Genomic DNA, 21,226 nt, shown 5'->3' with positions numbered 1-21,226 from the left:
AGACACGCTTCACGGGCTTCCTCATGGATGAACCGCGACGGAGGAGAAGGAACAGACATGAGTTTTATGGGTTCGGACGAGAAAGCCGTCCTGAAAGCGATCGGCAAATCTCAAGCCATCATCGAATTCTCCACGGACGGAACCGTCCTTTGGGCCAATGATAATTTTCTGAAGGCTCTCGGCTATACGCTGGAGGAGATCAAGGGCAAGCATCACCGCATGTTCTGCGATCCCGCCTATACGGCATCCGCGGATTACGAGACCTTCTGGACGAACCTGCGCGCCGGTCGATTTGACGATGGCGAATACAAGCGGCTTGCCAAGGGCGGCAAGGACGTCTGGATTCAGGCGTCCTACAATCCTGTCTTCTCCGGCGGCAAGGTCTACAAGATCACCAAGATCGCCAGTGACGTCACTGCTGCGAAGCTGAAGGCGGCCGAAAATTCCGGCAAGATCGACGCGATTTCCCGCGCCCAGGCAGTGATCGAGTTTACGCCAAAGGGCGAAATTATCGACGCGAACGACAACTTCCTGAATACTGTCGGCTATTCGCGCCAGGAAATCGTCGGAAAGCACCACAGCATGTTTTGCGACCGCGACTACGTCCGTTCGCCCGACTATGACACCTTCTGGCAAAGGCTGGCGGCTGGACAATATGTCGCCGACGAGTTCAAGCGCATCGGCAAGGGCGGTAAGGAGGTCTGGATCCAGGCATCCTACAATCCGATTTTCGATATGAACGGCAACGTCTTCAAGGTCGTGAAGTTCGCAACCGATGTCACGGACCGCGTGAACGCAGTCGAAAGCCTGGCATCCGCACTCGGCGCTCTCGCCAAGGGCGACCTGTCGAATACCTTGACGACCCCCTTCCCGACGGCCCTCGAACGGATACGCGAAGACTTCAACACCTCCCTCTCGCATCTGCGCGACGCCATGCGCACAGTCGCCGGAAACGCCGACACGATCGCCGCCAGCGCCGAGGAAATCCGTTCGGCTTCCGACGATCTGGCCCGACGCACGGAGCAGCAGGCGGCCGCGATCGAGGAAACGGCAGCCGCCCTCGAGGAAATCACCCAGACGGTCACCGACAGCGCCACTCGCGCCCGCGAGGCAGGTGAACTGGTGGCCAACACCAAGTCGCATGCCGAGAAATCCGGGGAAGTCGTGCGCAAGGCCGTCACGGCCATGGGCGAGATCGAAGCGTCCTCCAAGGAGATCGGCAATATCATCGGGGTCATCGACGACATCGCCTTCCAGACCAACCTTCTGGCGCTGAACGCGGGCGTCGAAGCGGCACGCGCCGGGGACGCCGGCAAGGGTTTCGCCGTCGTCGCCCAGGAAGTGCGCGAGCTTGCACAACGCTCGGCCAATGCCGCCAGGGAGATCAAGACGCTGATCTCGAACTCGTCGTCGCAGGTCACCAACGGCGTAAAGCTGGTCGACGAGACAGGCAAGGCGCTGACGGAAATCGTCGGTCAGGTCAACGCAATCAACACCAATGTCGCGGCGATCGTTGAAGGTGCACGCGAGCAATCGACCGGCCTCAGGGAGATCAACAAGGCCGTCAACCAGATGGACCAGAACACCCAACAGAATGCCGCGATGGTGGAAGAAAGCACCGCGGCAAGCCATGGCCTGTCGCGAGAAGCCCAAATTCTGCGCGATCTGCTGGCAGGATTTAGATTTGGGCAAGATTCTTCCGGTAGGGTGCAATTGGCGCGGTCCGATGCCCAACCGGTAGCATCGCCTGCACGTAAACTGATGGCACAGATTGCCCGCACCAACGGGAATGCGGCACTGGCATCCAACAACTGGGAAGAGTTCTAATGGCGACGGCAATCAACCCAAGCAATTTCGGCACGGAAAATCTGGAAATCATCGCCTTCCGGCTGCATGACCAGGAATTCTGCGTGAAGACCACGACCATCCGCGAAATCCGCGGCTGGGCACCGTCCACACCGATCCCGCATTCTCCGCCGGAAGTCATCGGCGTGATGAACCTGCGCGGCTCGGTGATCCCGATCATCGACCTCGCCAAGAAGCTCGGCATGCCCTCGACGGTCGCCAACGAGCGCAGCGCCATCGTCGTCGCCGAAGTCCACAACATGGTCATCGGCATGCTGGTCGACCGCGTGTCGGACATCCTGACGATCCCGTCGATCCAGATCCAGCCGGTTCCGGAAATCTCGGCCTCCTTCGATAAGTCCTTCTCCGAAGGCATCATCGCCAGCGAAGAAGGCATGATCTGCTTCCTGAACCTCGCCAAGATGTTCAAGGAAAGCGAAGCCGAAGAGATGGTCGCCTGATCGATCCGTCATCGAATGACAAAAGGCCGTCCGCGAAACCCGCGGGCGGCCTTTTTTGTATTCAGTCCTGCGGATCAGGCAGCCGGGCGGTTGATCTTGCCTGAAGCGTCGATCACCAGCGGATCGAAACCGGCATCGCCCTTCTCGATCAGCTCGAAGAACTGACGCCGCATGCGCGGCTCCCAGAACTTGTTGATGTGATTGGCGACGCCGTCGGCGGCCTCGCTTGCCGGCTGCGACTTGAAGAACGTCGCGATCTGGTTCGCCATGCGGACGAGCTTGTTATCATGCGACATGGGCGGTCGCTCCTTCCCTGATGCGTTCCGGATGGCTGAAGACTTCGAATTCTTCGCCCCGGACAAGCGCGATAATGGTCATGCCGGCCTTTTCCGCCGTCCGGATGGCAAGCGCCGTCGGAGCGGAAATGGCAATGATGAACGGGCTGCCGGCAGCGGCGGCTTTCTGGATCAGTTCCACCGAGACACGGCTGGTCATGACGACCGCACCCCGGCGGGGATCGACGCCGGCGCGTGCCAGCGCGCCGACGAGCTTGTCTAGGGCATTGTGGCGGCCGACATCCTCCCGCATGGCGAGGAGCCCCTCGTCGGGCACGTAGAAGGCCGCTCCGTGCATCGCCCGCGTCAGCGCATGTAAAGGCTGCCGTCCGTCGAGCAGGCGGACGGCCTCGACGATCTCCTGGCTGGAAAGCGACAGCGACGAGCCGGCGACCGTTCGCGGCTCCGGCAGGGCCTCGTCGATCGATTCCACGCCGCAAAGGCCGCAGCCGACCGGCCCGGCCTTCGCCCTGCGGCGACCGCGGAATTCCTCTGTCAGATCGCCGGCAAGCGTCATCTGCAGATCGATCCCCTCGCCTGCCGGCACCGCCTCGAGCGAGGCGATATCCGCCGGCGAAGCGATGATGCCTTCGTTCAGGAGAAAGCCGACGGCAAAGTCTTCCAGGTCGTCAGGCGTCGCCATCATCACCGCATGCGAAGACCCGCCGATGGAAAATGCGATCGGCATCTCCTCCGGCACCGTGCGCGTACCAGAGAGCATCACGCCGCCACGGCGCAAGGTTTCCGGCACGGACTGGGTGGTCTTGGCGCCCATCGCTACTCCGCCGGTTCCATCTTCTCAACGATCCGGCGGGACTGGCGCGCCTGTTCCTCATAGTCACGCTGCCATTCGGTCGGACCGTTGGAGGGCGACACCTGGACCGCCGTCACCTTGTATTCCGGACAATTGGTCGCCCAGTCGGAAAAGTCGGTGGTGATGACGTTTGCCTGCGTGTCCGGATGATGGAAGGTCGTGTAGACCACGCCCGGCGCCACGCGATCGGTGATCAGTGCCCTGAGCGACGTCTCGCCGGAGCGGCTGGCAAGCCGGATCCAGTCACCGTCGCGGATACCGCGGTTCTCGGCATCGTGCGGATGGATTTCCAGACGGTCCTCCGCGTGCCAGGCGACATTGCCGGTACGCCGTGTCTGGGCGCCGACATTGTACTGGCTGAGAATGCGGCCGGTGGTGAGCAGCAGCGGGAAGCGCGGACCGGTCTTCTCGTCCGTCGCAACGTATTCCGTGCGGATGAACTTGCCCCGGCCGCGCACGAAGCCGTCGACATGCATGACCGGCGAGCCTTCCGGGAACTTTTCGTTGCACGGCCACTGGACCGAGCCCTTCTTATCCAGGAGTTCGTAGGTGACGTTGGTGAAGCTCGGCGTGGTCGCGGCGATCTCCGCCATGATCTCGGAGGGATGCGCATAGTTCCAGCCAAGCCCCATGGCCTGCGCCATCTTCTGCGTGACTTCCCAGTCGGCATAGCCGTTCTTCGGGCTCATCACCTTGCGCACGCGGTTGATGCGCCGCTCCGCATTGGTGAACGTCCCGTCCTTCTCGAGGAAGGTCGAGCCCGGCAGGAAGACATGCGCGTAGTTGGCGGTCTCGTTCAGGAACAGGTCGTGCACGACGACGCATTCCATCGCAGCGAGACCGGCGGCGACATGCTTGGTGTCCGGGTCGGACTGCAGGATGTCCTCGCCCTGGATATAGATGCCCTTGAACGTGCCTTCGACGGCAGCGTCCAGCATGTTCGGGATGCGCAGGCCCGGCTCATTGTTGAGCGTCACGCCCCAGAGCTTTTCGAAGATCTCGCGCGTGGCATCACCGGAGATGTGGCGATAGCCCGGCAGTTCGTGCGGGAAGGAGCCCATGTCGCACGAGCCCTGAACGTTGTTCTGACCACGCAGCGGGTTCACGCCGACGCCCGGACGGCCGATATTGCCGGTCGCCATGGCAAGGTTGGCAATCGAAATGACCGTGGTCGAACCCTGGCTGTGTTCCGTCACGCCGAGGCCGTAATAGATCGCACCATTGCCACCGGTGGCATAAAGCCGCGCCGCACCGCGAATGAGATCGGCCGGAACGCCCGACAGCTTTTCAACCTCTTCCGGGCTGTGTCGCGGTTCGGCGACGAAGGCGGCCCAATCCTGGAACTCGTCCCAGTCGCAACGCTCGCGGATGAAGGCCTCGTCGAACAGGCCTTCGGTGACGATGACATGCGCCAGCGCCGTGACGACGGCCACGTTGGTGCCGGGCTTCAGAGGCAGGTGATAGCTCGCCTCGACATGCGGCGTGCGCACGAGGTCGATGCGGCGCGGATCGATGACGATCAGCTTGGCGCCCTGACGCAGCCGCTTCTTCAGCCGCGAGCCGAACACCGGATGACCGTCGGTCGGATTGGCGCCGATAACGAGCACAACGTCGGAATGCTCGACGCTGTCGAAATCCTGCGTGCCGGCGGAGGTGCCGAAGGTCTGGCCGAGACCGTAGCCGGTCGGGGAATGGCAGACGCGGGCACAGGTGTCGACATTGTTGTTGCCGAAGCCGGCGCGCACCAGCTTCTGCACGAGGTAGGTCTCTTCATTGGTGCAGCGCGACGAGGTGATGCCGCCGACGGACTCCCGCCCGTACTGATACTGCAGCCGCTTGAACTCGGACGCGATGTGGGAGAACGCCTCCTCCCAGCTGACTTCGCGCCAGGGGTCGGTCACCTTCTCGCGCACCATCGGATTGAGGATGCGGTCGCGATGCGTCGCGTAGCCATAGGCAAAGCGGCCCTTGACGCAGGAATGGCCGCGGTTCGCCTTGCCGTCCTTCCACGGCACCATGCGCACCAGTTCCTCGCCGCGCATCTCCGCCTTGAAGGAACAGCCGACGCCGCAATAGGCGCAGGTGGTGACGGCCGAATGCTCCGGCTGGCCGATCTCGATCACGGATTTTTCGGTGAGCGTCGCGGTCGGACAGGCCTGTACGCAGGCGCCGCAGGACACGCATTCCGACGACAGGAAATCCTCGTGCATGCCGGGCGAGACGCGGCTCTCGAAGCCCCGGCCCTCGATCGTCAGCGCGAACGTGCCCTGCACTTCCTCGCAGGCGCGCACGCAGCGCGAACAGACGATACATTTCGAAGGATCATACGTGAAATACGGATTGCTTTCGTCCTTGGCCATCCAGCGGGCATTGACCTCGCCCACGCCGCCGCGCGCCTTAACGTGGTTGTCGCCCTCATAGCCATAGCGCACGTCGCGCAGGCCGACCGCGCCGGCCATGTCCTGCAGTTCGCAATCGCCATTGGCCGCACAGGTCAGACAGTCGAGCGGGTGGTCGGAGATGTAGAGCTCCATCACACCCTTGCGCAGCTGCTTCAGCCGGTCCGTCTGGGTGTGGACGACCATGCCTTCGGCGACCGGGGTGGTGCAGGATGAGGGCGTACCGTTGCGCCCGTCGATCTCGACGAGACAGAGCCGGCAGGACCCGAACGCATCGACCATGTCGGTCGCACAGAGCTTGGGGATCTGCGTGCCGGCTTCCATGGCCGCCCGCATCACCGACGTGCCTTCCGGAACGGTGATGGCGTTTCCGTCGATCGTCACCGTGACCGTCTTTTCCGACTTCGATGCCGGGGTGCCATAGTCGATTTCTTCAATAAGGGACATGGTTTTACTCCGCAGCTTCGAGGGCTGGCTTCGGCGCGAAATCTTCCGGGAAATGCGTCATCGCGCTCATCACCGGATAGGGCGTGAAGCCGCCGAGGGCGCATAGCGACCCGAACTTCATCGTGTTGCAGAGATCGGCAAGCAGAGCCTTGTTCTTTTCCGGCTCCAGCCCTTGCGCGATCTTGTCAGCCGTTTCGACGCCGCGCGTCGAACCGATGCGACAGGGCGTGCACTTGCCACAGCTTTCGACTGCGCAGAACTCCATGGCGAACCGTGCCTGCTTCAGCATGTCGGCAGTCTCGTCGAAGACGGTGACACCGGCATGGCCGATCAAACCGTCCCTGGCCGCGAAGGCTTCGTAATCGAAGGGCGTGTCGAACAGGGTGCGCGGGAAATACGCACCCAGAGGGCCGCCGACCTGCACTGCCTTGACCGACCTGCCCGTGGCCGTGCCGCCGCCGATCTCGTCGACGATCTGGCCGAGCGTCAGGCCGAAGGCCGTCTCGTAGAGACCGCCATGCTTGACGTTGCCGGCAATCTGGATCGGGATCGTGCCGCGCGACCGGCCCATGCCGTAATCCCGGTAGAAGGCAGCACCGCGGTCCATGATGACCGGCACGGAGGCAAGCGAGATGACGTTGTTGACGACCGTTGGCTTGCCGAGGAAGCCCTCGAGCGCCGGCAGCGGCGGCTTGGCGCGCACGATGCCGCGCTTGCCTTCCAGCGAGTTCAGCAGCGACGTTTCCTCGCCGCAGACATAGGCACCGGCGCCGACGCGCACATCCATGTCGAAGGCGTAGGAGGAGCCCAGCACCGACGGACCGAGAATGCCGACCTTGCGGGCGATCTCGATCGCCGCGCGCATGGTCTCGATCGCATGCGGATATTCCGAGCGCGTGTAGATATAGCCCCGCGTGGCGCCCGTCGCGATACCGGCGATCGTCATGCCTTCGATCAGGACAAAGGGATCGCCTTCCATGATCATGCGGTCGGCGAATGTGCCGCTGTCGCCTTCGTCGGCGTTGCAGACGATGTATTTCTGGTCGGCCTTGGCGCCGAGCACCGTCTTCCACTTGATGCCGGTCGGGAAGCCTGCACCGCCGCGGCCGCGCAGGCCGCTGTCGGTGACTTCCTGGACGATCGCTTCCGGTGTCATGGAGATCGCCCGTTCGAGCCCCTTCAGGCCCTTGTAGTGGCGATAGTCCTCGATCGACAGCGGATCGGTCACGCCGCAGCGCGAGAATGTCAGGCGCGTCTGGTTCTTCAGGAACGGAATTTCGGCGGTTACCCCCTGCGACAGCGGATGGTCGGCACCGGACAGGAACCCCGCATCGAACAAGCCGGCGACGTCCTTCACCTTCACCGGACCATAGGCAACGCGACAGTGATCGGTGCGCACCTCGACCAGCGGTTCCAGCCAGTGCATCCCGCGCGAACCGTTGCGCACGATCTTCACGTCCAGTCCGCGGGCTTCGATCTCGCTAGCAATCGCGGCAGCCACCTTGTCGGCACCAAGCGCCAGCGCCGCCGCATCGCGCGGAACGAAAACGGTAATGCTCATCGGCGGGCCTCCCGAACGAGTTCTCCGAGGCAATCCGCATCCAGCCGTCCGTGAACCTCGCTGTCGAGCATGGCCGCCGGCGAGCACGAACAGAGCCCGAGACAGTAGACCGGCTCCAGCGTGATGGAGCCGTCAGCCGTGGTTTCATGAAAGTCGATACCGAGAAGGCGCCTGGCCTCAGCCGCGAGATCGTCCGATCCCATCGACTGGCAGGCTTCGGCCCGACAGAGCTTCAGAACGTGGCGGCCCCGGGGATGCGTCTTGAAGTCGTGGTAGAAGGACGCCACCCCGTGCACTTCGGCGCGCGACAGGTTCAGGACCTCGGCGATTGCCGGCAGCGCCTCGGGCGGCACGTAGCCGAACTCTTCCTGCACAGCATGCAGGATCGGCAGCAGCGGACCCTCGAGCGATTTCAACTCACGGGCAATCGAAGCCGCCCGTTCGGCCGCGCCATCGGCAGCCACATGCACATTCATGATCGACCTCCCGGAAGGGTTTCCCCTCCCATTCCAAGCATCCGCGGGATTTCTTGGAGAGCCCGCGTGTCGTGCAGCTTCTCCTCAAAACCTGCACGCAGCATTAGCGGAACTGTGACACCGATGATCAGGCCGATCAATAATGCGGTTTCGTTGGACGATAGAAAAAATCTATCAATCAGCCTTCTCGGAGAACAGCCGGGCCTCGTGCAGGAGGGCCGAAACAAGCGGCGTGAACGGCTCGCGATGCGTCGCCACGACACCAACGACGTGGACGGCCTCCGGTTCGGTGATCGGGATGATCTTGAGATTGGCGCCGAAGGACCGTGCCGTATGGCCGGGCATGATGCTCGCCCAGCGCCCCGTCGTCACATGAGAGAACAGCACGATCATGGAATTGGATTCCAGCATCGCCTCCGGCGTGACGCCGGCGTCCTCGAAGTGGCTGTTGATGATGCGCCGGTTCTGCATATCCGGCGACAGGAGACAGAGCTTCAACCCGCTGACCTCGCGCCAGGTAACACTTGTCCGGTCGGCGAAGGGCCCCTCCTCTGCGACGACGAGATGGAAGCGCTCGTCATAAAGCGGAACCGCCGTGACGCGGCCCAGCGGCTCGTCCTGGAGGTAAGTGATACCGGCGTCGATCTCCAGGTTTTCAAGCTGGGAGAGCACCTGCAGGGAGTTGGCGGACATCACGGAGAAGGTCACATCCGGGTGCCGCTCCTGAAACGGGCCGGTAATCTTGTGCACCATGGACAGGGCCGTCGGAATGACCGCAAGCCGCAGATGGCCCGACAGGCCGGTGCGGGCCGCTCGCATTTCCTCGCGCATCGTCCGTGTATCGCCGACGATGCGCCGCGCCCATTCCAGCACCCGCTGCCCTTCCGGCGTGAGCCCCTGGTAGCGCGAACCGCGCACGACCAGACTGACGCCGAGTTGCTCCTCCAGTTGCCGGATGGCGGCCGACAGCGTCGGCTGGGTGATGCCGCATTCCTCCGCCGCCCGGCCGAAATGCCTCGCCTTGGCGAGCGCGATGAAAAACTCGAGCTTGTCGATCATAGAAATTTCCTCTTGATCGAAGGCGTAACCTCTCCCCCCGCACTCGACAAGGCCAAAAACCCGCCCGCAGCATTGGCAGACGCAGCCGCATTTGTCACAGTGCCCTCCAACGATAGAACAAGCTGGAGGAAGTCACCGATGTCATTCACCGCCATGGTCGTCGACAAGGCCGAAGACGGCACGATCAGCCAGTCCATCCAGACGCTTGACGAAAGCCGCCTCCCCGATGGCGACGTGACCGTCGCGGTCGAATATTCGGCGGTCAACTACAAGGACGGCCTCTGCCTGACGGGCAAGGGCGGACTGGTCCGGCAGTTTCCGCATATTCCGGGCGTGGACTTTGCCGGGACGGTCGAGACTTCCAGTGATCCGCGCTACAAGCCGGGCGACAAGGTGGTTCTGACCGGCTGGCGCGTCGGCGAGGTCTGGTGGGGTGGCTATGCCACCAAGGCACGGCTGAAGGCAGATTGGCTGGTGCCGCTGCCCCCGGCCCTGACGACCCGTCATGCAGCAGCCATCGGGACCGCAGGTCTGACCGCGACACTCGCCATCATGGCTCTGGAGGCCCACGGCCTGACGCCGGAAAGCGGCGAGGTGCTGGTGACCGGTGCGGCCGGCGGGGTTGGCTCCATGGCGGTCGCCCTACTCGCCAGGCGCGGTTACCAGGTCGCCGCCGTCACCGGAAGACCGGAGACTGCCGACTACCTCACTTCGCTCGGCGCATCCACGATCGTCGACCGGCAGGAACTTGCGGAGACCACACCGAAACCGCTGGAGTCGGAGCGCTGGGCCGGTGCGATCGACAATGTCGGCGGCGACATCCTCGGACGTGTTCTGAAGCAGGTGAAGCGCAACGGCTCGGTTGCCGCCATCGGCCTTGCCGCCGGCGCGGCGGTTCCGTCCTTCACCGTCACGCCTTTCCTGCTCCGCGGCGTCAACCTTCTCGGGATCGACTCCGTCATGCAGCCCTATGAGAGCCGCGTCAAAGCCTGGGCGCGCATCGCCGAGGACCTGCCGTCAGAGATGACGGAAGCCATTATTTCGGATCACACTTTGAAGGAATTGCCGGCGCTCGCTGCGGATATCCTGAAGGGGCGGGTGCGCGGACGAGCCGTCATCGATGTCAACAAGTCGTAGGCGGAGGGAAAATCAGGCTTCCACGGCCTGCGGCTTGCAGAACATGTTGTAGAGCGCGCCGATGACGTTGGTGATTTCCGGCTTGGCGATGCTGTAGAAGATCTGCCGGCCTTCGCGACGCGTCTGGACAAGCTGCTCAAGGCGCAATCGCGCCAGCTGCTGCGACACCACCGCCTGCTGCAGGCCGAGGCCGGCCTCGAGTTCGCTCACGGTGCGTTCGCCATCGACCAGCATGCAGAGGATGAGAAGCCGGGTCTCATGCGAAATCGCCTTCAGAAAATCACTTGCGTTGCGTGCGTGCGATGCGAGTTCGTCCAGCTCATGCTTGGAGGGGCCCGCCTGGATCTCAGCGACGTCGGTCATGTGCTTCTTCGATTTTGCCTGAATTGCCGGTCAAGGCGCTATTTCAATCATACTTGATTAACGCAGACAAGTCTTAGCAGACCTGGCCGCAAATGACAAAGCGGCCCCGAAGGACCGCTTTCTCGATAAAGATCAAATGGGACGATTTCAGGCCGGAATGATGGTGCCGTTGAGATGCGTCAGCTCATCGAGGAACTGCTCGATGGCCGAGCGGTGCTCGTGGCTTTCAGCGCGTTCCAGCTCCTTGCGGGCCGCTTCGATACGCTTCTCGATGTCTTCCCGGTTGAGGTCGGTCATCGCGACGGCGGATTCCGCCAGCAGCGTGCAGCCTTCCTGAACGATGTCGGCAAAGCCACCGAACACCACGTAATCGGTCACAGTGCCCGATGCCGCGGTGACCTTGACGACGCCCGGCTTGATCGTGGTCATGACCGGTGCGTGATTGGCCATAACCGTCATCTCGCCTTCGGTCGCCGGGATGACGACGGCGCTCACCTCTTCCGAGACGAGCAGCTTTTCGGGCGAAACCAGTTCAAACTTGAAATTGGCGGCCATGACGGATCACTTCTTCTGTTTCTTGGCAATGGCGGACGGCGCGGCGAACCGCGCCGTTTCCAACATTATCAGGCAGCTTCGGCTGCGAGCTTCTTGGCCTTCTCGACGGCTTCTTCGATCGAGCCGACCATGTAGAAGGCAGCTTCCGGCAGGTGGTCGTATTCGCCGGCGACGAGGCCCTTGAAGCCCTTGATGGTGTCTTCGAGCGAGACGAGCTTGCCCGGAGAACCGGTAAAGACTTCGGCGACGTGGAACGGCTGCGACAGGAAGCGCTCGATCTTACGGGCGCGGGCAACCGTCAGCTTGTCTTCTTCAGACAGTTCGTCCATGCCGAGGATGGCGATGATGTCCTGGAGCGACTTGTAGCGCTGCAGGGTCGACTGAACCTTACGAGCCACCTCGTAGTGCTCTTCGCCGACGATCATCGGGTCCAGCATGCGCGAGGTCGAGTCGAGCGGGTCCACGGCCGGGTAGATGCCCTTTTCGGCGATCGAACGGTTCAGCGTGGTCGTCGCGTCCAGGTGGGCGAACGAGGTCGCCGGTGCCGGGTCGGTCAAGTCGTCGGCCGGAACGTAGATGGCCTGGACCGAGGTGATTGAGCCCTTGGTGGTCGAGGTGATGCGTTCCTGCAGAGCGCCCATGTCGGTCGCCAGCGTCGGCTGGTAACCCACGGCCGAAGGAATACGGCCGAGCAGAGCCGACACTTCCGAGCCTGCCTGCGTGAAGCGGAAGATATTGTCGACGAAGAACAGAACGTCCTGGCCCTGGTCGCGGAAGTGCTCGGCAACCGTCAGACCGGAAAGAGCGACGCGAGCGCGGGCGCCCGGCGGTTCGTTCATCTGGCCATAGACGAGTGCGCACTTCGAACCGGCTGCGGAACCATTATGTTCCTTCGGGTCGACGTTCACTTTGGATTCGATCATTTCGTGGTAAAGGTCGTTGCCTTCGCGGGTACGCTCGCCCACGCCGGCGAATACCGAGTAACCGCCGTGCGCCTTTGCCACGTTGTTGATCAGTTCCATGATGAGAACCGTCTTGCCCACGCCGGCGCCGCCGAACAGGCCGATCTTGCCGCCCTTGGCGTAAGGTGCGAGCAGGTCGACGACCTTGATGCCGGTAACTAGAATTTCGGATTCGGTGGACTGTTCCGTGTAGGACGGAGCAGGCTGGTGGATCGCGCGGGTCGTTGCCGCACCGATCGGGCCAAGCTCATCAACCGGCTCGCCGATGACGTTCATGATGCGACCGAGCGTTTCGTCACCGACCGGAACGGAGATCGGCGCGCCTGCGTCGAACACTTCCTGGCCACGGACGAGACCTTCGGTGGAGTCCATGGCAATGGTGCGCACGGCATTTTCACCGAGATGCTGGGCGACTTCGAGAACCAGGCGGTTGTCGCCGATCTTGGTTTCGAGCGCGTTCAGGATGGACGGCAGTTCACCATCGAATGTTACGTCCACAACAGCGCCGATGACCTGGGTCACCTTGCCGACAGAACCGGATGCGGCCATAGTTGTTTCCTCTTTTTCTAGCTTCAGAGCGCCTCGGCGCCCGAAATAATTTCAATCAATTCCTTGGTGATCTGAGCCTGGCGCTGACGGTTGTAGGACATCGTCAACTTGTTGATCATATCACCGGCATTGCGTGTCGCATTGTCCATGGCGCTCATCTTGGCGCCCATTTCACCAGCGACATTCTCGAGAAGCGCGCGGAAGACCTGAACCGAGATGTTGCGCGGGATCAGGTCGGACAGGATCGATGCCGCATCGGGTTCGTATTCATAAACCGCCGAAGAAGCTTCCGATGCGTCCGCCGTCACGGGCCCGGCACTGGCCGGGATCAGCTGCAGCGCCGTCGGCACCTGCAGGATAACCGACTTGAACTCGGAGTAGAACAGCGTGCAGACGTCGAACTCGCCCTTGTCGAACATGGCGATGATCTTCTTCGCAATCGCATCCGCGTTCTCGAAGCCGACCTTCTTGACGTCGCGCAGTTCCGTGCGCTCGACGATCTTGTCCGAGAACTCGCGACGAAGCGACTCATAGCCCTTCTTGCCGACCGTGTAGATCTTCACCGTCTTGCCGGCGGCGATCAACTTGCGGGCATGCTCGCGAGCAGCCTTGGAGATCTGCGCGTTGAAACCGCCGCAAAGACCACGCTCGGCCGTGCAGACGACGAGCAGGTGCACGTCGTCCTTGCCGGTACCCGTCATCAGACGCGGCACGCTGTCGTCAGCCCCGACAGCCTGGGCAATGTTCGCAAGAACCTTGCCCATGCGCTGCGAGTAAGGCCGGGCAGCCTCGGCCGCCTCCTGCGCACGCCGAAGCTTCGCCGCGGCGACCATCTGCATCGCCTTGGTGATCTTCTGCGTCGCCTTGACGGAGGCGATCCGGTTTTTCAGATCCTTTAGTGAAGGCATCCGTTATCCGTCCTTGGTTAGATCCCTTGGGCCCTTACGAGAAGGACTTGGCGAAGGTGTCCAGAGCGGCTTTCAGCTTGCTCTTGGTATCGTCGCTGATCGCCTTTTCGGTGCGGATCGTGTCGAGGACCGCGGAACCTTCCGAACGCATGTAGGACAGAAGACCCTGCTCGAAGCGACCGACATCGGTGACAGGCAGCTTGTCGAGATAGCCGTTGACGCCGGCGAAGATCACCGCGACCTGCTCTTCCGTCTTCAGCGGCGAGAACTGCGGCTGCTTCAGGAGCTCGGTCAGACGTGCACCGCGGTTCAAGAGGCGCTGCGTGGCGGCGTCGAGGTCCGAGCCGAACTGCGCGAACGCGGCCATTTCACGGTACTGGGCGAGCTCGCCCTTGATCGAACCGGCAACCTGCTTCATCGCCTTGATCTGCGCGGCGGAACCGACGCGGGAAACCGACAGACCGACGTTAACGGCCGGACGGATGCCCTGGAAGAACAGGTTGGTTTCGAGGAAGATCTGGCCGTCGGTGATCGAGATCACGTTGGTCGGGATATAGGCCGAAACGTCGTTTGCCTGCGTTTCGATGACCGGGAGAGCGGTCAGCGAGCCGGCGCCGTTGGCGTCGCTGAGCTTTGCAGCGCGCTCCAGCAGACGGGAGTGGAGGTAGAAGACGTCGCCCGGATAGGCTTCGCGGCCCGGCGGGCGGCGCAGCAGCAGGGACATCTGACGGTAGGCAACGGCCTGCTTGGAAAGGTCGTCGTAACCGATCAGGGCGTGCTGACCGTTGTCACGGAAGTATTCGCCCATGGCGCAGCCTGCGAACGGAGCGAGGAACTGCATCGGAGCCGGATCAGACGCGGTCGCCGCGATGACGATCGAGTACTTCAGGGCGCCGCGTTCTTCGAGGACCTTAACGAACTGGGCAACGGTCGAACGCTTCTGGCCGACGGCGACGTAGACGCAGTAAAGCTTGTCGGCTTCCGGACCGTTGTCGTGGATCGGCTTCTGGTTGAGGATCGTGTCGAGGATGATCGCGGTCTTGCCGGTCTGGCGGTCGCCGATGACGAGCTCGCGCTGGCCGCGGCCGACCGGGATCAGGGCGTCGATGGCCTTCAGGCCCGTCGACATCGGCTCATGAACCGACTTGCGCGGAATGATGCCCGGAGCCTTGACGTCGACGCGTGCGCGACGGGTGGCGTTGATCGGGCCCTTGCCGTCGATCGGATTGCCGAGCGCGTCGACGACGCGGCCGAGCAGTTCCGGACCAACCGGAACGTCCACGATGGCGCCGGTCCGCTTGACGGTGTCGCCTTCCTTGATGTCACGGTCCGAACCGAACACGACGACGCCGACGTTGTCAGCTTCGAGGTTCAGCGCCATGCCGCGAATTCCGCCCGGGAACTCGACCATTTCGCCGGCCTGGACGTTGTCGAGGCCGTAGACGCGGGCAATACCGTCACCGACGGAGAGCACCTGGCCAACTTCGGAAACTTCAGCTTCCTTGCCGAAATTTTTGATTTGATCTTTGAGAATTGCGGAAATTTCCGCGGCGCGGATATCCATCAGCCAACCTCTTTCAGTGAAAGCTTAAGAGTGGAAAGTTTGGTGCGAAGGGAGGTATCGATCTGGCGGGACCCCACCTTGACGATCAGGCCGCCAAGCAGGGAGGGATCGACCGTCAGGTTGACGGCGACGTCCTTGCCGGTAACGCCCTTCAGCGCCTCCTTCAATTCGATGACCTGCGCGTCGGAAAGCGCATGCGCCGAGGTCACGTCGGCGGAAACTTCACCGCGATTGCGGGCAGCGATCAGGCGAAACGCCCGGATCATGCCCGGCAGTGCGAACAGACGGCGGTTCTTGGCGACCACCTTCAGGAAATTGGCGACGAGTCCCGTGACGCCCGCCTTCTCGCAGATTGCGGACATGGCAGCGAACTGGTCGTCGGCAGAAAAAACAGGGCTTTCGACGAGGCGCTTGAAATCGGCGCTTTCGTCAATCATCGCCTGGAAGCCGTCGAGGTCGGCCTGAACGGCATCGACCGAACCGCTCTCTGAAGCCAGATCAAACAGCGATGCGGCGTATCTTTCCGCAACACCGGAAACGAGCTGGGATGTATCTGCCACGGGCACAAATTCCCTGATTTTATTCCAAGGCGGGCCTCATCAATACTGACGAAGTCTAAGCCATTGAAATTGTTTCTCTTTTTATCGGGAATGGCGAAAATTGTCCCCTCGCACTCCCGCTTTTCGGGGTCCGTCTAGCATAGGATGTTGGGACTCGCAACACGCCCGACAAGGGGAAAATGCGTTTACAGGCGCTTTCCTGCGACAAAACGACTTTGCGGTTCAGGAAATGACAAGCGTCAAGGGAGTTTATCCCCGTGGAGCCCCCCTCGCTAGACTACTGAAAAAGGCCGAAAACATAGCTGAGCGGCAGTCCGCCCAGCACCAGTTGCAAGAGCAGCGGAAGCAGTGTTTTCAAACCGAAGGCGCGGTCGACCAGGAGCGACAGGATTCGGCCGAACAGGGCCGCCGCGAATGCCGCGCCGAGCGCCAGATAGATCCAGTCCTGTGCGAGCATGATGGCCGCGACGCCGAAGCCGAGATAGAAGCCACCGATCGTCGAGCGGGCTTCCGCGAGGCCGGCCGCAGCGGTCGGCTGCAGCGAGAGAAGGCGAAGACCAAGACCCGGCGCAAGCAGCACAAGGAGACCAAGAAGAGCGGTCACCGTCGCTGCCGCAAAGGCAAGCTGCTCACCGAACTGTTCCGGAAAATAAAACTCCATCGAAAACTCCCCGCATGCGCCGAATCGCCGTTGCTCTTCTTATCGCATGCCATCCGCGGCGACGAAAAGACGGGGCTTTTCAGAGAAAGCTTTGCGGATCGATATCGACCTGGACCTGGATGGAACCGCGTTCCTTCGGACCCTTGGCCAGCATCTCCTTCAGGAAAGCCTGCATGTCCGAATTGCGCCGCCCGTGGACCAGCAGCCGGAAGCGGTGACGGCCGCGCACCAGCGCCAATGCCGCCTCCGCCGGGCCGAGCACGGCGACGCCCGAGACATGCGGGGCTGCGGCGCGAAGGGCGCGGGCATGGTTTTCGGCATCCGCCCGGTTTTCTGCCGAAACGATGATCGATGCCAGCCGGCCGAAGGGCGGCAGCAGCGCCTTCTCTCGCTCGTTAATTTCGCGGTCGTAGAAGGCTTCGGCATTGCCGGAGACGATCGCCTGCATCACCGGGTGCTGCGGCTGATAGGTCTGGATGAGCCCGTGGCTTTTCAGGCCCGATCGCCCGGCGCGGCCCGTCACCTGCGAGAGCAGCTGGAAGGTTCTTTCCGCCGCCCGAGGATCGCCGTTCGATAGGCCGAGATCGGCGTCAACGATACCGACCAGCGTCATCAGAGGGAAATTGTGACCCTTGGCGACCAGCTGCGTTCCGATGACGATGTCGACCTCGCCCTTCTCGATCGCCTCAAGCTCCAGCCGCAGCCGCTTCACCCCGCCGGTCATGTCGGACGATAGGACGATGATGCGCGCCTCCGGGAAGTGCTTCTCCACCTCCTCGGCGATCCGCTCGACGCCCGGTCCGCAGGCGACCAGATGGTCAAGCGTGCCGCATTCCGGACAGGCGTCTGGCGTCTTCTCGAAATAGCCGCACTGGTGGCACTGGATCTGTCCCTTGAACCGGTGCTCGACCAGCCAGCTGGAGCAGTTCGGGCACTGGAACCGATGGCCGCAGACCCGGCAGAGTGTCAGCGGCGCATAGCCGCGACGATTGAGGAACAACAGCGCCTGTTCCTCTTTCTCCAGCGTCTTCTTGATGCCCCGCAGCATCACCGGCGACAGAAAGCCGCCCCGCTCCGGCGCATGCCGGCGCATGTCGATCAGGTGCAGGTCCGGCATCGCCGCATCCCCGAAGCGGGTCGGCAGATGCACCGGCTCGTAGCGCCCGGAGAGAGCGTTCACCTGGCTTTCGACCGAGGGCGTGGCCGAAACGAGCACGATCGGAAAATCGTCAATGCGCCCGCGCACCACGGCCATGTCGCGGGCATTGTAGAAGACCCGGTCCTCCTGCTTGTAGGCAGGGTCATGCTCTTCGTCGACGATGATCAGGCCGAGGTTCTCGAACGGCAGGAACAGCGCCGAACGGGCGCCGGCCGCCACCTTCACCTCGCCGGTCGTCACCTGCCGCCAGACCTTCTCACGGGTGCGCGGCGCGAGGTCGGAATGCCATTCGGCGGGCTTGGAGCCAAACCGGTCCTGGAAACGCTCGAGGAAGCTGGAGGTGAGCGCAATTTCCGGCAGCAGGATCAACACCTGCCGGCCCTGCCTCAGCGTTTCGGCGATCGCCTCGAAATAGACTTCTGTCTTGCCCGACCCCGTCACCCCGTCGATCAGCGACACGGAAAAGCCGCCCTTGCGGACTTGGCTGCAAATCTCTTCGGCCGCGTCCTTCTGCGGCCCTTCGAGCCGCGGCGCGGTATAGTCCGGATCGGGTGCAGCTACCACCGGCGGCGGCGGCAGGAAGACGGTTTCGAACAGCCCTTGAGAGATCAGACCATCAACGACGCTGGCCGATACCCCCGCCGCCCGCGCAAGACCGGTCCGGGTCCAGGAAAGCCCGTCGCCAGCAAGCTCCAGCACCCGCTCCCGCGCCGCCGTCTTGCGCTCCGGCTCTCCGCCCAGATAGCGCAGCCCCTCCACCATCGGCTCGGGTTCGAAGGCCGCTGGCGCACGAAGCGCCATCCGCGCCACCAGTCCCGGCGGCGACAGGGTGTAGGCGGCGAGCCAGTCGAGGAACCGGCGCATGCCATCCGTCAGCGGTGGGCAGTCGAAGGCATGCGTGATCGGCCGGATCTTCTTCGGGTCGACGCCCTTCTCCGATCCGCTATCGTCCCAGACCACGCCGATCACCTGCCGCGGCCCCAGCGGCACCTGCACGATGGAACCCGGCTCGACATGCATGCCGGCCGGCACCTTGTAGGAATAGGGCACGGGTGCGGGCATCGGCACCAGCACGGGCACGATGCGCTCCGCCGCGCCGTCGTTAAACAGCGCGCCAAACAGGTTTTCGGACTGTGAAGGCGAATCCTTTGACATCGCCGCAGACATTGCCCCGACCGCGACCGAAAGAAAACCGCCCTGCCCGCCTATTAGCAAATCTCTAACCGTAAAGAGGCAGGATGGGTTGATATGTTTTCCTTGTTTTTCGGGGGTTGAGTTGGACGGTCTTCTGATCATTGCAGATCCCTTCATGGCGGCGATCCGCAAGGCGTGGCTGGAAAGCCTCGAGCAGGAGCGACGTCTCTCCCCGAAGACGATCGAGGCCTATGAGCGCGACACCCGCCAGTTCCTGCAATTCCTGACGAAGCATCTCGGCGGCCCCGTCCGCATCAAGGACATCACGGCATTGCGCCCGGCGGACCTGCGCGCCTTCCTCGCCCATCGCCGGCGCGAACACGATGTCGGCGCCCGCTCGCTCGGGCGAAACCTCGCCGGCCTGCGCTCCTTCCTGCGCTATCTGGAAAAGAAGGGGCTGGTGAATGCGGCCGGGGCCGGTGCGATCCGCTCGCCGAAGCAGCCGAAATCGCTGCCGAAGCCGCTTTCCGGCAGCCAGGCGCTCAACGTCGTCAGCCAGGACGCGCAGATGAACGCCGAACCGTGGATCGCCACCCGCGACGCCGCCGTCCTAGCACTGCTGTACGGCTGCGGCCTGCGTATATCCGAGGCGCTCGGCCTGACGCCGTCGGCCATTCCATCCGGCGCGCGCAGCCTGCGCATCACCGGCAAGGGCGGCAAGACCCGGCTGGTGCCGCTGCTTGCCGCCGTCCACGAGGCCGTCGAAAGCTATATGAAGCTCTGCCCCTATCATCTCGATCCGCAAAAGCCGCTGTTTCGCGGTGCGCGCGGCGGGCCGCTGCAGCCGGCGATTATCCAGCGCGAGATGCAGAAACTCCGCAGCGCGCTCGGCCTGCCGGACACCGCGACGCCGCATGCGCTGCGCCACTCCTTCGCCACACATCTTCTGGCCGGCGGCGGCGACCTGCGCACCATCCAGGAACTGCTCGGCCACGCCAGCCTGTCGACCACGCAGGTCTATACCGGCATCGACACGGCACGGCTGCTTGACGTTTACGACCGCGCCCATCCCCGCGCCTGAGCCGCCCCGCCGTTAACCAACCGCGTTAAGCCTTTGTGAGCCGCCGGCGGATAAGCTTCGCCGACGATATCGACGAAGCACGGAAAAGCGAAATGCAGGACAAGACCATCTCCGCCCGCCGCGGACCTGTCGACCTCATGGCCGGATCGACACTCTTCCTGATTGCCGCTTTCCACGTTCTGATGGCAATCAGCCTGGTCTTCGTGCTCGCCAGCATTTCGCCGGCCCATGCCGCTGGCGACAACTGCACCGGGCGCGACCTCGTCCCGCTTCTGCGCCAGAACGATCCGGCGGCCTACGCCAAGATGGAAGCGGCTGCCAACGCCACACCGAACCGCAAGGGTATCTTCTACCGGATCGAAAAGGACGGCGTCGCGCCATCCTATCTGCTTGGCACCATGCATGTGACCGATCCGCGCGTGCTTGCCATGCCAAAGGCGGCGCAGACGCCCGTCAAGCAGGCAAACACGATTATCATCGAGACCGACGAAGTCCTCGACGAGAAGAAATCCACTGCGACGCTTCTCAGCCGGCCTGACCTGACGATGTTTACCGATGGCTCGACCATCACGTCTCTGCTGAACGACAAGGAAATAGCGGAACTGGATGCCGGCTTGAAGGAGCGGGGCATCCCGCTTGCCAGCGTCAAGCTGATGAAGCCCTGGCTGATCGCAAGCTTCGTCGCCCTCCCCGCCTGCGAAATGGCGCGCAAGGCTGGCGGCGCCTCCTTCCTCGACAAGAAGATCGCCGAGGACGCCGTCTCCCGCGGCCAGACGGTCGCCGGGCTGGAAACCATGGTCGAACAGTTGCAGGCCATGGCCGACCTGCCGGCGGAATTCCACATCAAGTCGCTGATCGCCACGCTGAACATGGGCGACAAGCTGCAGGACGTAATGGAGACGATGACCGACCTCTACCTCGCAGGCGATATCGGCATGATCATGCCGATGCTCGAAGCCGTCTCGCCCGAACCTGACGCATCGGAGGCGGACAGCTACGCCTCCTTCGAAAAGCGGATCGTGACCGACCGCAACGCTGTAATGGCCGAGCGTGCGGCGCCTTATCTGGAAAAGGGCGGCGCATTCATGGCCGTCGGCGCTCTGCACCTGCCGGGCAAGGACGGCCTAGTCGAACTCTTCCGCCGGCAGGGCTACACGCTGACCGCGCTCGACTGAACCGTCGGCCCCCAACCTCAG

General features: G+C 62.9%; 19 protein-coding genes. 5 read left to right on the top strand and 14 right to left on the bottom strand.

All coding sequences use genetic code 11. The annotated features are described in order from the left end of the window. Positions 1-57 precede the first annotated feature (57 nt). Together ACU5AY_RS01305 and ACU5AY_RS01300 are read left to right on the top strand one after the other, a co-directional pair. Positions 58-1,827 carry a methyl-accepting chemotaxis protein gene (locus ACU5AY_RS01305; RefSeq protein WP_446827687.1) on the top strand — a complete coding sequence of 590 codons (1,770 nt, stop codon included), beginning with the start codon at positions 58-60 and terminating at the stop codon, positions 1,825-1,827. After that, positions 1,827-2,306, top strand: coding sequence for a chemotaxis protein CheW (locus ACU5AY_RS01300; protein ID WP_446823035.1), 480 nt, complete (start codon positions 1,827-1,829; stop codon positions 2,304-2,306). Before ACU5AY_RS01305 ends, ACU5AY_RS01300 begins: the two co-directional genes overlap by 1 nt. Positions 2,307-2,380: 74 nt before the next feature. Here ACU5AY_RS01300 and ACU5AY_RS01295 read toward each other — a convergent pair whose 3' ends face one another. The 6 genes from ACU5AY_RS01295 to ACU5AY_RS01270 all read right to left on the bottom strand — a co-directional run bounded on the left by ACU5AY_RS01295 (position 2,381) and on the right by ACU5AY_RS01270 (position 9,397). Then, positions 2,381-2,602, bottom strand: a complete 222-nt coding sequence (locus ACU5AY_RS01295) for a formate dehydrogenase subunit delta (protein ID WP_446823034.1) — start codon at positions 2,600-2,602, stop codon at positions 2,381-2,383. After that, positions 2,592-3,416, bottom strand: a complete 825-nt coding sequence (gene fdhD, locus ACU5AY_RS01290; protein ID WP_446827686.1) for a formate dehydrogenase accessory sulfurtransferase FdhD — start codon at positions 3,414-3,416, stop codon at positions 2,592-2,594. The genes ACU5AY_RS01295 and fdhD overlap by 11 nt, the downstream gene beginning before the upstream one ends. A 2-nt stretch (positions 3,417-3,418) precedes the next feature. Further along, positions 3,419-6,301, bottom strand: coding sequence for a formate dehydrogenase subunit alpha (fdhF, locus tag ACU5AY_RS01285; RefSeq protein ID WP_446827685.1), 2,883 nt, complete (start codon positions 6,299-6,301; stop codon positions 3,419-3,421). 4 nt (positions 6,302-6,305) lie between these two features. Then, a complete protein-coding gene (locus ACU5AY_RS01280; RefSeq protein ID WP_446827684.1) occupies positions 6,306-7,862 on the bottom strand; it encodes a formate dehydrogenase beta subunit in 1,557 nt (518 codons plus the stop codon). Then, positions 7,859-8,338, bottom strand: a complete 480-nt coding sequence (locus ACU5AY_RS01275) for a formate dehydrogenase subunit gamma (RefSeq protein WP_446827683.1) — start codon at positions 8,336-8,338, stop codon at positions 7,859-7,861. The genes ACU5AY_RS01280 and ACU5AY_RS01275 overlap by 4 nt, the downstream gene beginning before the upstream one ends. A 174-nt stretch (positions 8,339-8,512) precedes the next feature. Beyond that, positions 8,513-9,397: a LysR family transcriptional regulator gene (locus ACU5AY_RS01270; protein WP_446827682.1), complete on the bottom strand. Its 885-nt coding sequence runs from the start codon at positions 9,395-9,397 to the stop codon at positions 8,513-8,515. A gap of 138 nt (positions 9,398-9,535) precedes the next feature. On the opposite strand from ACU5AY_RS01270, the gene ACU5AY_RS01265 reads away from it, so the two are divergent. After that, positions 9,536-10,534 (top strand): MDR family oxidoreductase, encoded by a 999-nt coding sequence (locus ACU5AY_RS01265; protein WP_446827681.1) that lies wholly within the window; start codon positions 9,536-9,538, stop codon positions 10,532-10,534. 12 nt (positions 10,535-10,546) lie between these two features. Here ACU5AY_RS01265 and ACU5AY_RS01260 read toward each other — a convergent pair whose 3' ends face one another. The 8 genes from ACU5AY_RS01260 to ACU5AY_RS01225 form a co-directional block, all read right to left on the bottom strand. After that, on the bottom strand, positions 10,547-10,897 hold the full coding sequence (locus ACU5AY_RS01260) for an ArsR/SmtB family transcription factor (RefSeq protein ID WP_446823028.1): 351 nt from the start codon (positions 10,895-10,897) through the stop codon (positions 10,547-10,549). A gap of 147 nt (positions 10,898-11,044) precedes the next feature. Further along, positions 11,045-11,452, bottom strand: coding sequence for a F0F1 ATP synthase subunit epsilon (locus tag ACU5AY_RS01255; protein WP_446823027.1), 408 nt, complete (start codon positions 11,450-11,452; stop codon positions 11,045-11,047). A gap of 68 nt (positions 11,453-11,520) precedes the next feature. Next, the gene (gene atpD, locus ACU5AY_RS01250; protein ID WP_446823026.1) at positions 11,521-12,963 is read right to left on the bottom strand and encodes a F0F1 ATP synthase subunit beta; all 1,443 of its coding nucleotides are present in this window, start codon (positions 12,961-12,963) and stop codon (positions 11,521-11,523) included. Positions 12,964-12,986: 23 nt separating this feature from the next. Beyond that, complete coding sequence (locus ACU5AY_RS01245; RefSeq protein ID WP_446823025.1) at positions 12,987-13,871, bottom strand: F0F1 ATP synthase subunit gamma; 885 nt, start codon at positions 13,869-13,871, stop codon at positions 12,987-12,989. A 34-nt stretch (positions 13,872-13,905) separates the two neighbouring features. Next, positions 13,906-15,435 carry a F0F1 ATP synthase subunit alpha gene (atpA, locus tag ACU5AY_RS01240; RefSeq protein WP_446823024.1) on the bottom strand — a complete coding sequence of 510 codons (1,530 nt, stop codon included), beginning with the start codon at positions 15,433-15,435 and terminating at the stop codon, positions 13,906-13,908. Continuing rightward, the gene (locus ACU5AY_RS01235) at positions 15,435-16,001 is read right to left on the bottom strand and encodes a F0F1 ATP synthase subunit delta (RefSeq protein WP_446823023.1); all 567 of its coding nucleotides are present in this window, start codon (positions 15,999-16,001) and stop codon (positions 15,435-15,437) included. The genes atpA and ACU5AY_RS01235 overlap by 1 nt, the downstream gene beginning before the upstream one ends. A 271-nt stretch (positions 16,002-16,272) precedes the next feature. After that, positions 16,273-16,656, bottom strand: coding sequence for an AGROH133_08824 family phage infection protein (locus tag ACU5AY_RS01230; protein ID WP_446827680.1), 384 nt, complete (start codon positions 16,654-16,656; stop codon positions 16,273-16,275). 79 nt (positions 16,657-16,735) lie between these two features. After that, the gene (locus tag ACU5AY_RS01225; RefSeq protein WP_446827679.1) at positions 16,736-18,970 is read right to left on the bottom strand and encodes a primosomal protein N'; all 2,235 of its coding nucleotides are present in this window, start codon (positions 18,968-18,970) and stop codon (positions 16,736-16,738) included. A 121-nt stretch (positions 18,971-19,091) separates the two neighbouring features. Between ACU5AY_RS01225 and ACU5AY_RS01220 the strand changes: the two genes are divergently transcribed. Both ACU5AY_RS01220 and ACU5AY_RS01215 read left to right on the top strand, forming a co-directional pair. Continuing rightward, positions 19,092-20,030, top strand: a complete 939-nt coding sequence (locus tag ACU5AY_RS01220; protein ID WP_446827678.1) for a tyrosine recombinase XerC — start codon at positions 19,092-19,094, stop codon at positions 20,028-20,030. Between the two features lie 92 nt (positions 20,031-20,122). Then, a complete protein-coding gene (locus ACU5AY_RS01215; protein WP_446827677.1) occupies positions 20,123-21,205 on the top strand; it encodes a TraB/GumN family protein in 1,083 nt (360 codons plus the stop codon). The last annotated feature ends 21 nt before the right edge of the window (positions 21,206-21,226 follow it).

Source organism: Rhizobium sp. PAMB 3174, from assembly GCF_052908375.1.
This window is presented reverse-complemented; position numbering and strand designations above follow the sequence as displayed.

Excerpts from the sequence above, each read along its gene's own strand:
- ACU5AY_RS01305 (WP_446827687.1), top strand. The coding sequence starts at position 58 with ATGAGTTTTATGGGTTCGGACGAGAAAGCCGTCCTGAAAGCGATCGGC.
- ACU5AY_RS01300 (WP_446823035.1), top strand. The coding sequence starts at position 1,827 with ATGGCGACGGCAATCAACCCAAGCAATTTCGGCACGGAAAATCTGGAA.
- ACU5AY_RS01295 (WP_446823034.1), bottom strand. The coding sequence starts at position 2,602 with ATGTCGCATGATAACAAGCTCGTCCGCATGGCGAACCAGATCGCGACG.
- fdhD (WP_446827686.1), bottom strand. The coding sequence starts at position 3,416 with ATGGGCGCCAAGACCACCCAGTCCGTGCCGGAAACCTTGCGCCGTGGC.
- fdhF (WP_446827685.1), bottom strand. The coding sequence starts at position 6,301 with ATGTCCCTTATTGAAGAAATCGACTATGGCACCCCGGCATCGAAGTCG.
- ACU5AY_RS01280 (WP_446827684.1), bottom strand. The coding sequence starts at position 7,862 with ATGAGCATTACCGTTTTCGTTCCGCGCGATGCGGCGGCGCTGGCGCTT.
- ACU5AY_RS01275 (WP_446827683.1), bottom strand. The coding sequence starts at position 8,338 with ATGAATGTGCATGTGGCTGCCGATGGCGCGGCCGAACGGGCGGCTTCG.
- ACU5AY_RS01270 (WP_446827682.1), bottom strand. The coding sequence starts at position 9,397 with ATGATCGACAAGCTCGAGTTTTTCATCGCGCTCGCCAAGGCGAGGCAT.
- ACU5AY_RS01265 (WP_446827681.1), top strand. The coding sequence starts at position 9,536 with ATGTCATTCACCGCCATGGTCGTCGACAAGGCCGAAGACGGCACGATC.
- ACU5AY_RS01260 (WP_446823028.1), bottom strand. The coding sequence starts at position 10,897 with ATGACCGACGTCGCTGAGATCCAGGCGGGCCCCTCCAAGCATGAGCTG.
- ACU5AY_RS01255 (WP_446823027.1), bottom strand. The coding sequence starts at position 11,452 with ATGGCCGCCAATTTCAAGTTTGAACTGGTTTCGCCCGAAAAGCTGCTC.
- atpD (WP_446823026.1), bottom strand. The coding sequence starts at position 12,963 with ATGGCCGCATCCGGTTCTGTCGGCAAGGTGACCCAGGTCATCGGCGCT.
- ACU5AY_RS01245 (WP_446823025.1), bottom strand. The coding sequence starts at position 13,871 with ATGCCTTCACTAAAGGATCTGAAAAACCGGATCGCCTCCGTCAAGGCG.
- atpA (WP_446823024.1), bottom strand. The coding sequence starts at position 15,435 with ATGGATATCCGCGCCGCGGAAATTTCCGCAATTCTCAAAGATCAAATC.
- ACU5AY_RS01230 (WP_446827680.1), bottom strand. The coding sequence starts at position 16,656 with ATGGAGTTTTATTTTCCGGAACAGTTCGGTGAGCAGCTTGCCTTTGCG.
- ACU5AY_RS01225 (WP_446827679.1), bottom strand. The coding sequence starts at position 18,970 with ATGTCAAAGGATTCGCCTTCACAGTCCGAAAACCTGTTTGGCGCGCTG.
- ACU5AY_RS01215 (WP_446827677.1), top strand. The coding sequence starts at position 20,123 with ATGCAGGACAAGACCATCTCCGCCCGCCGCGGACCTGTCGACCTCATG.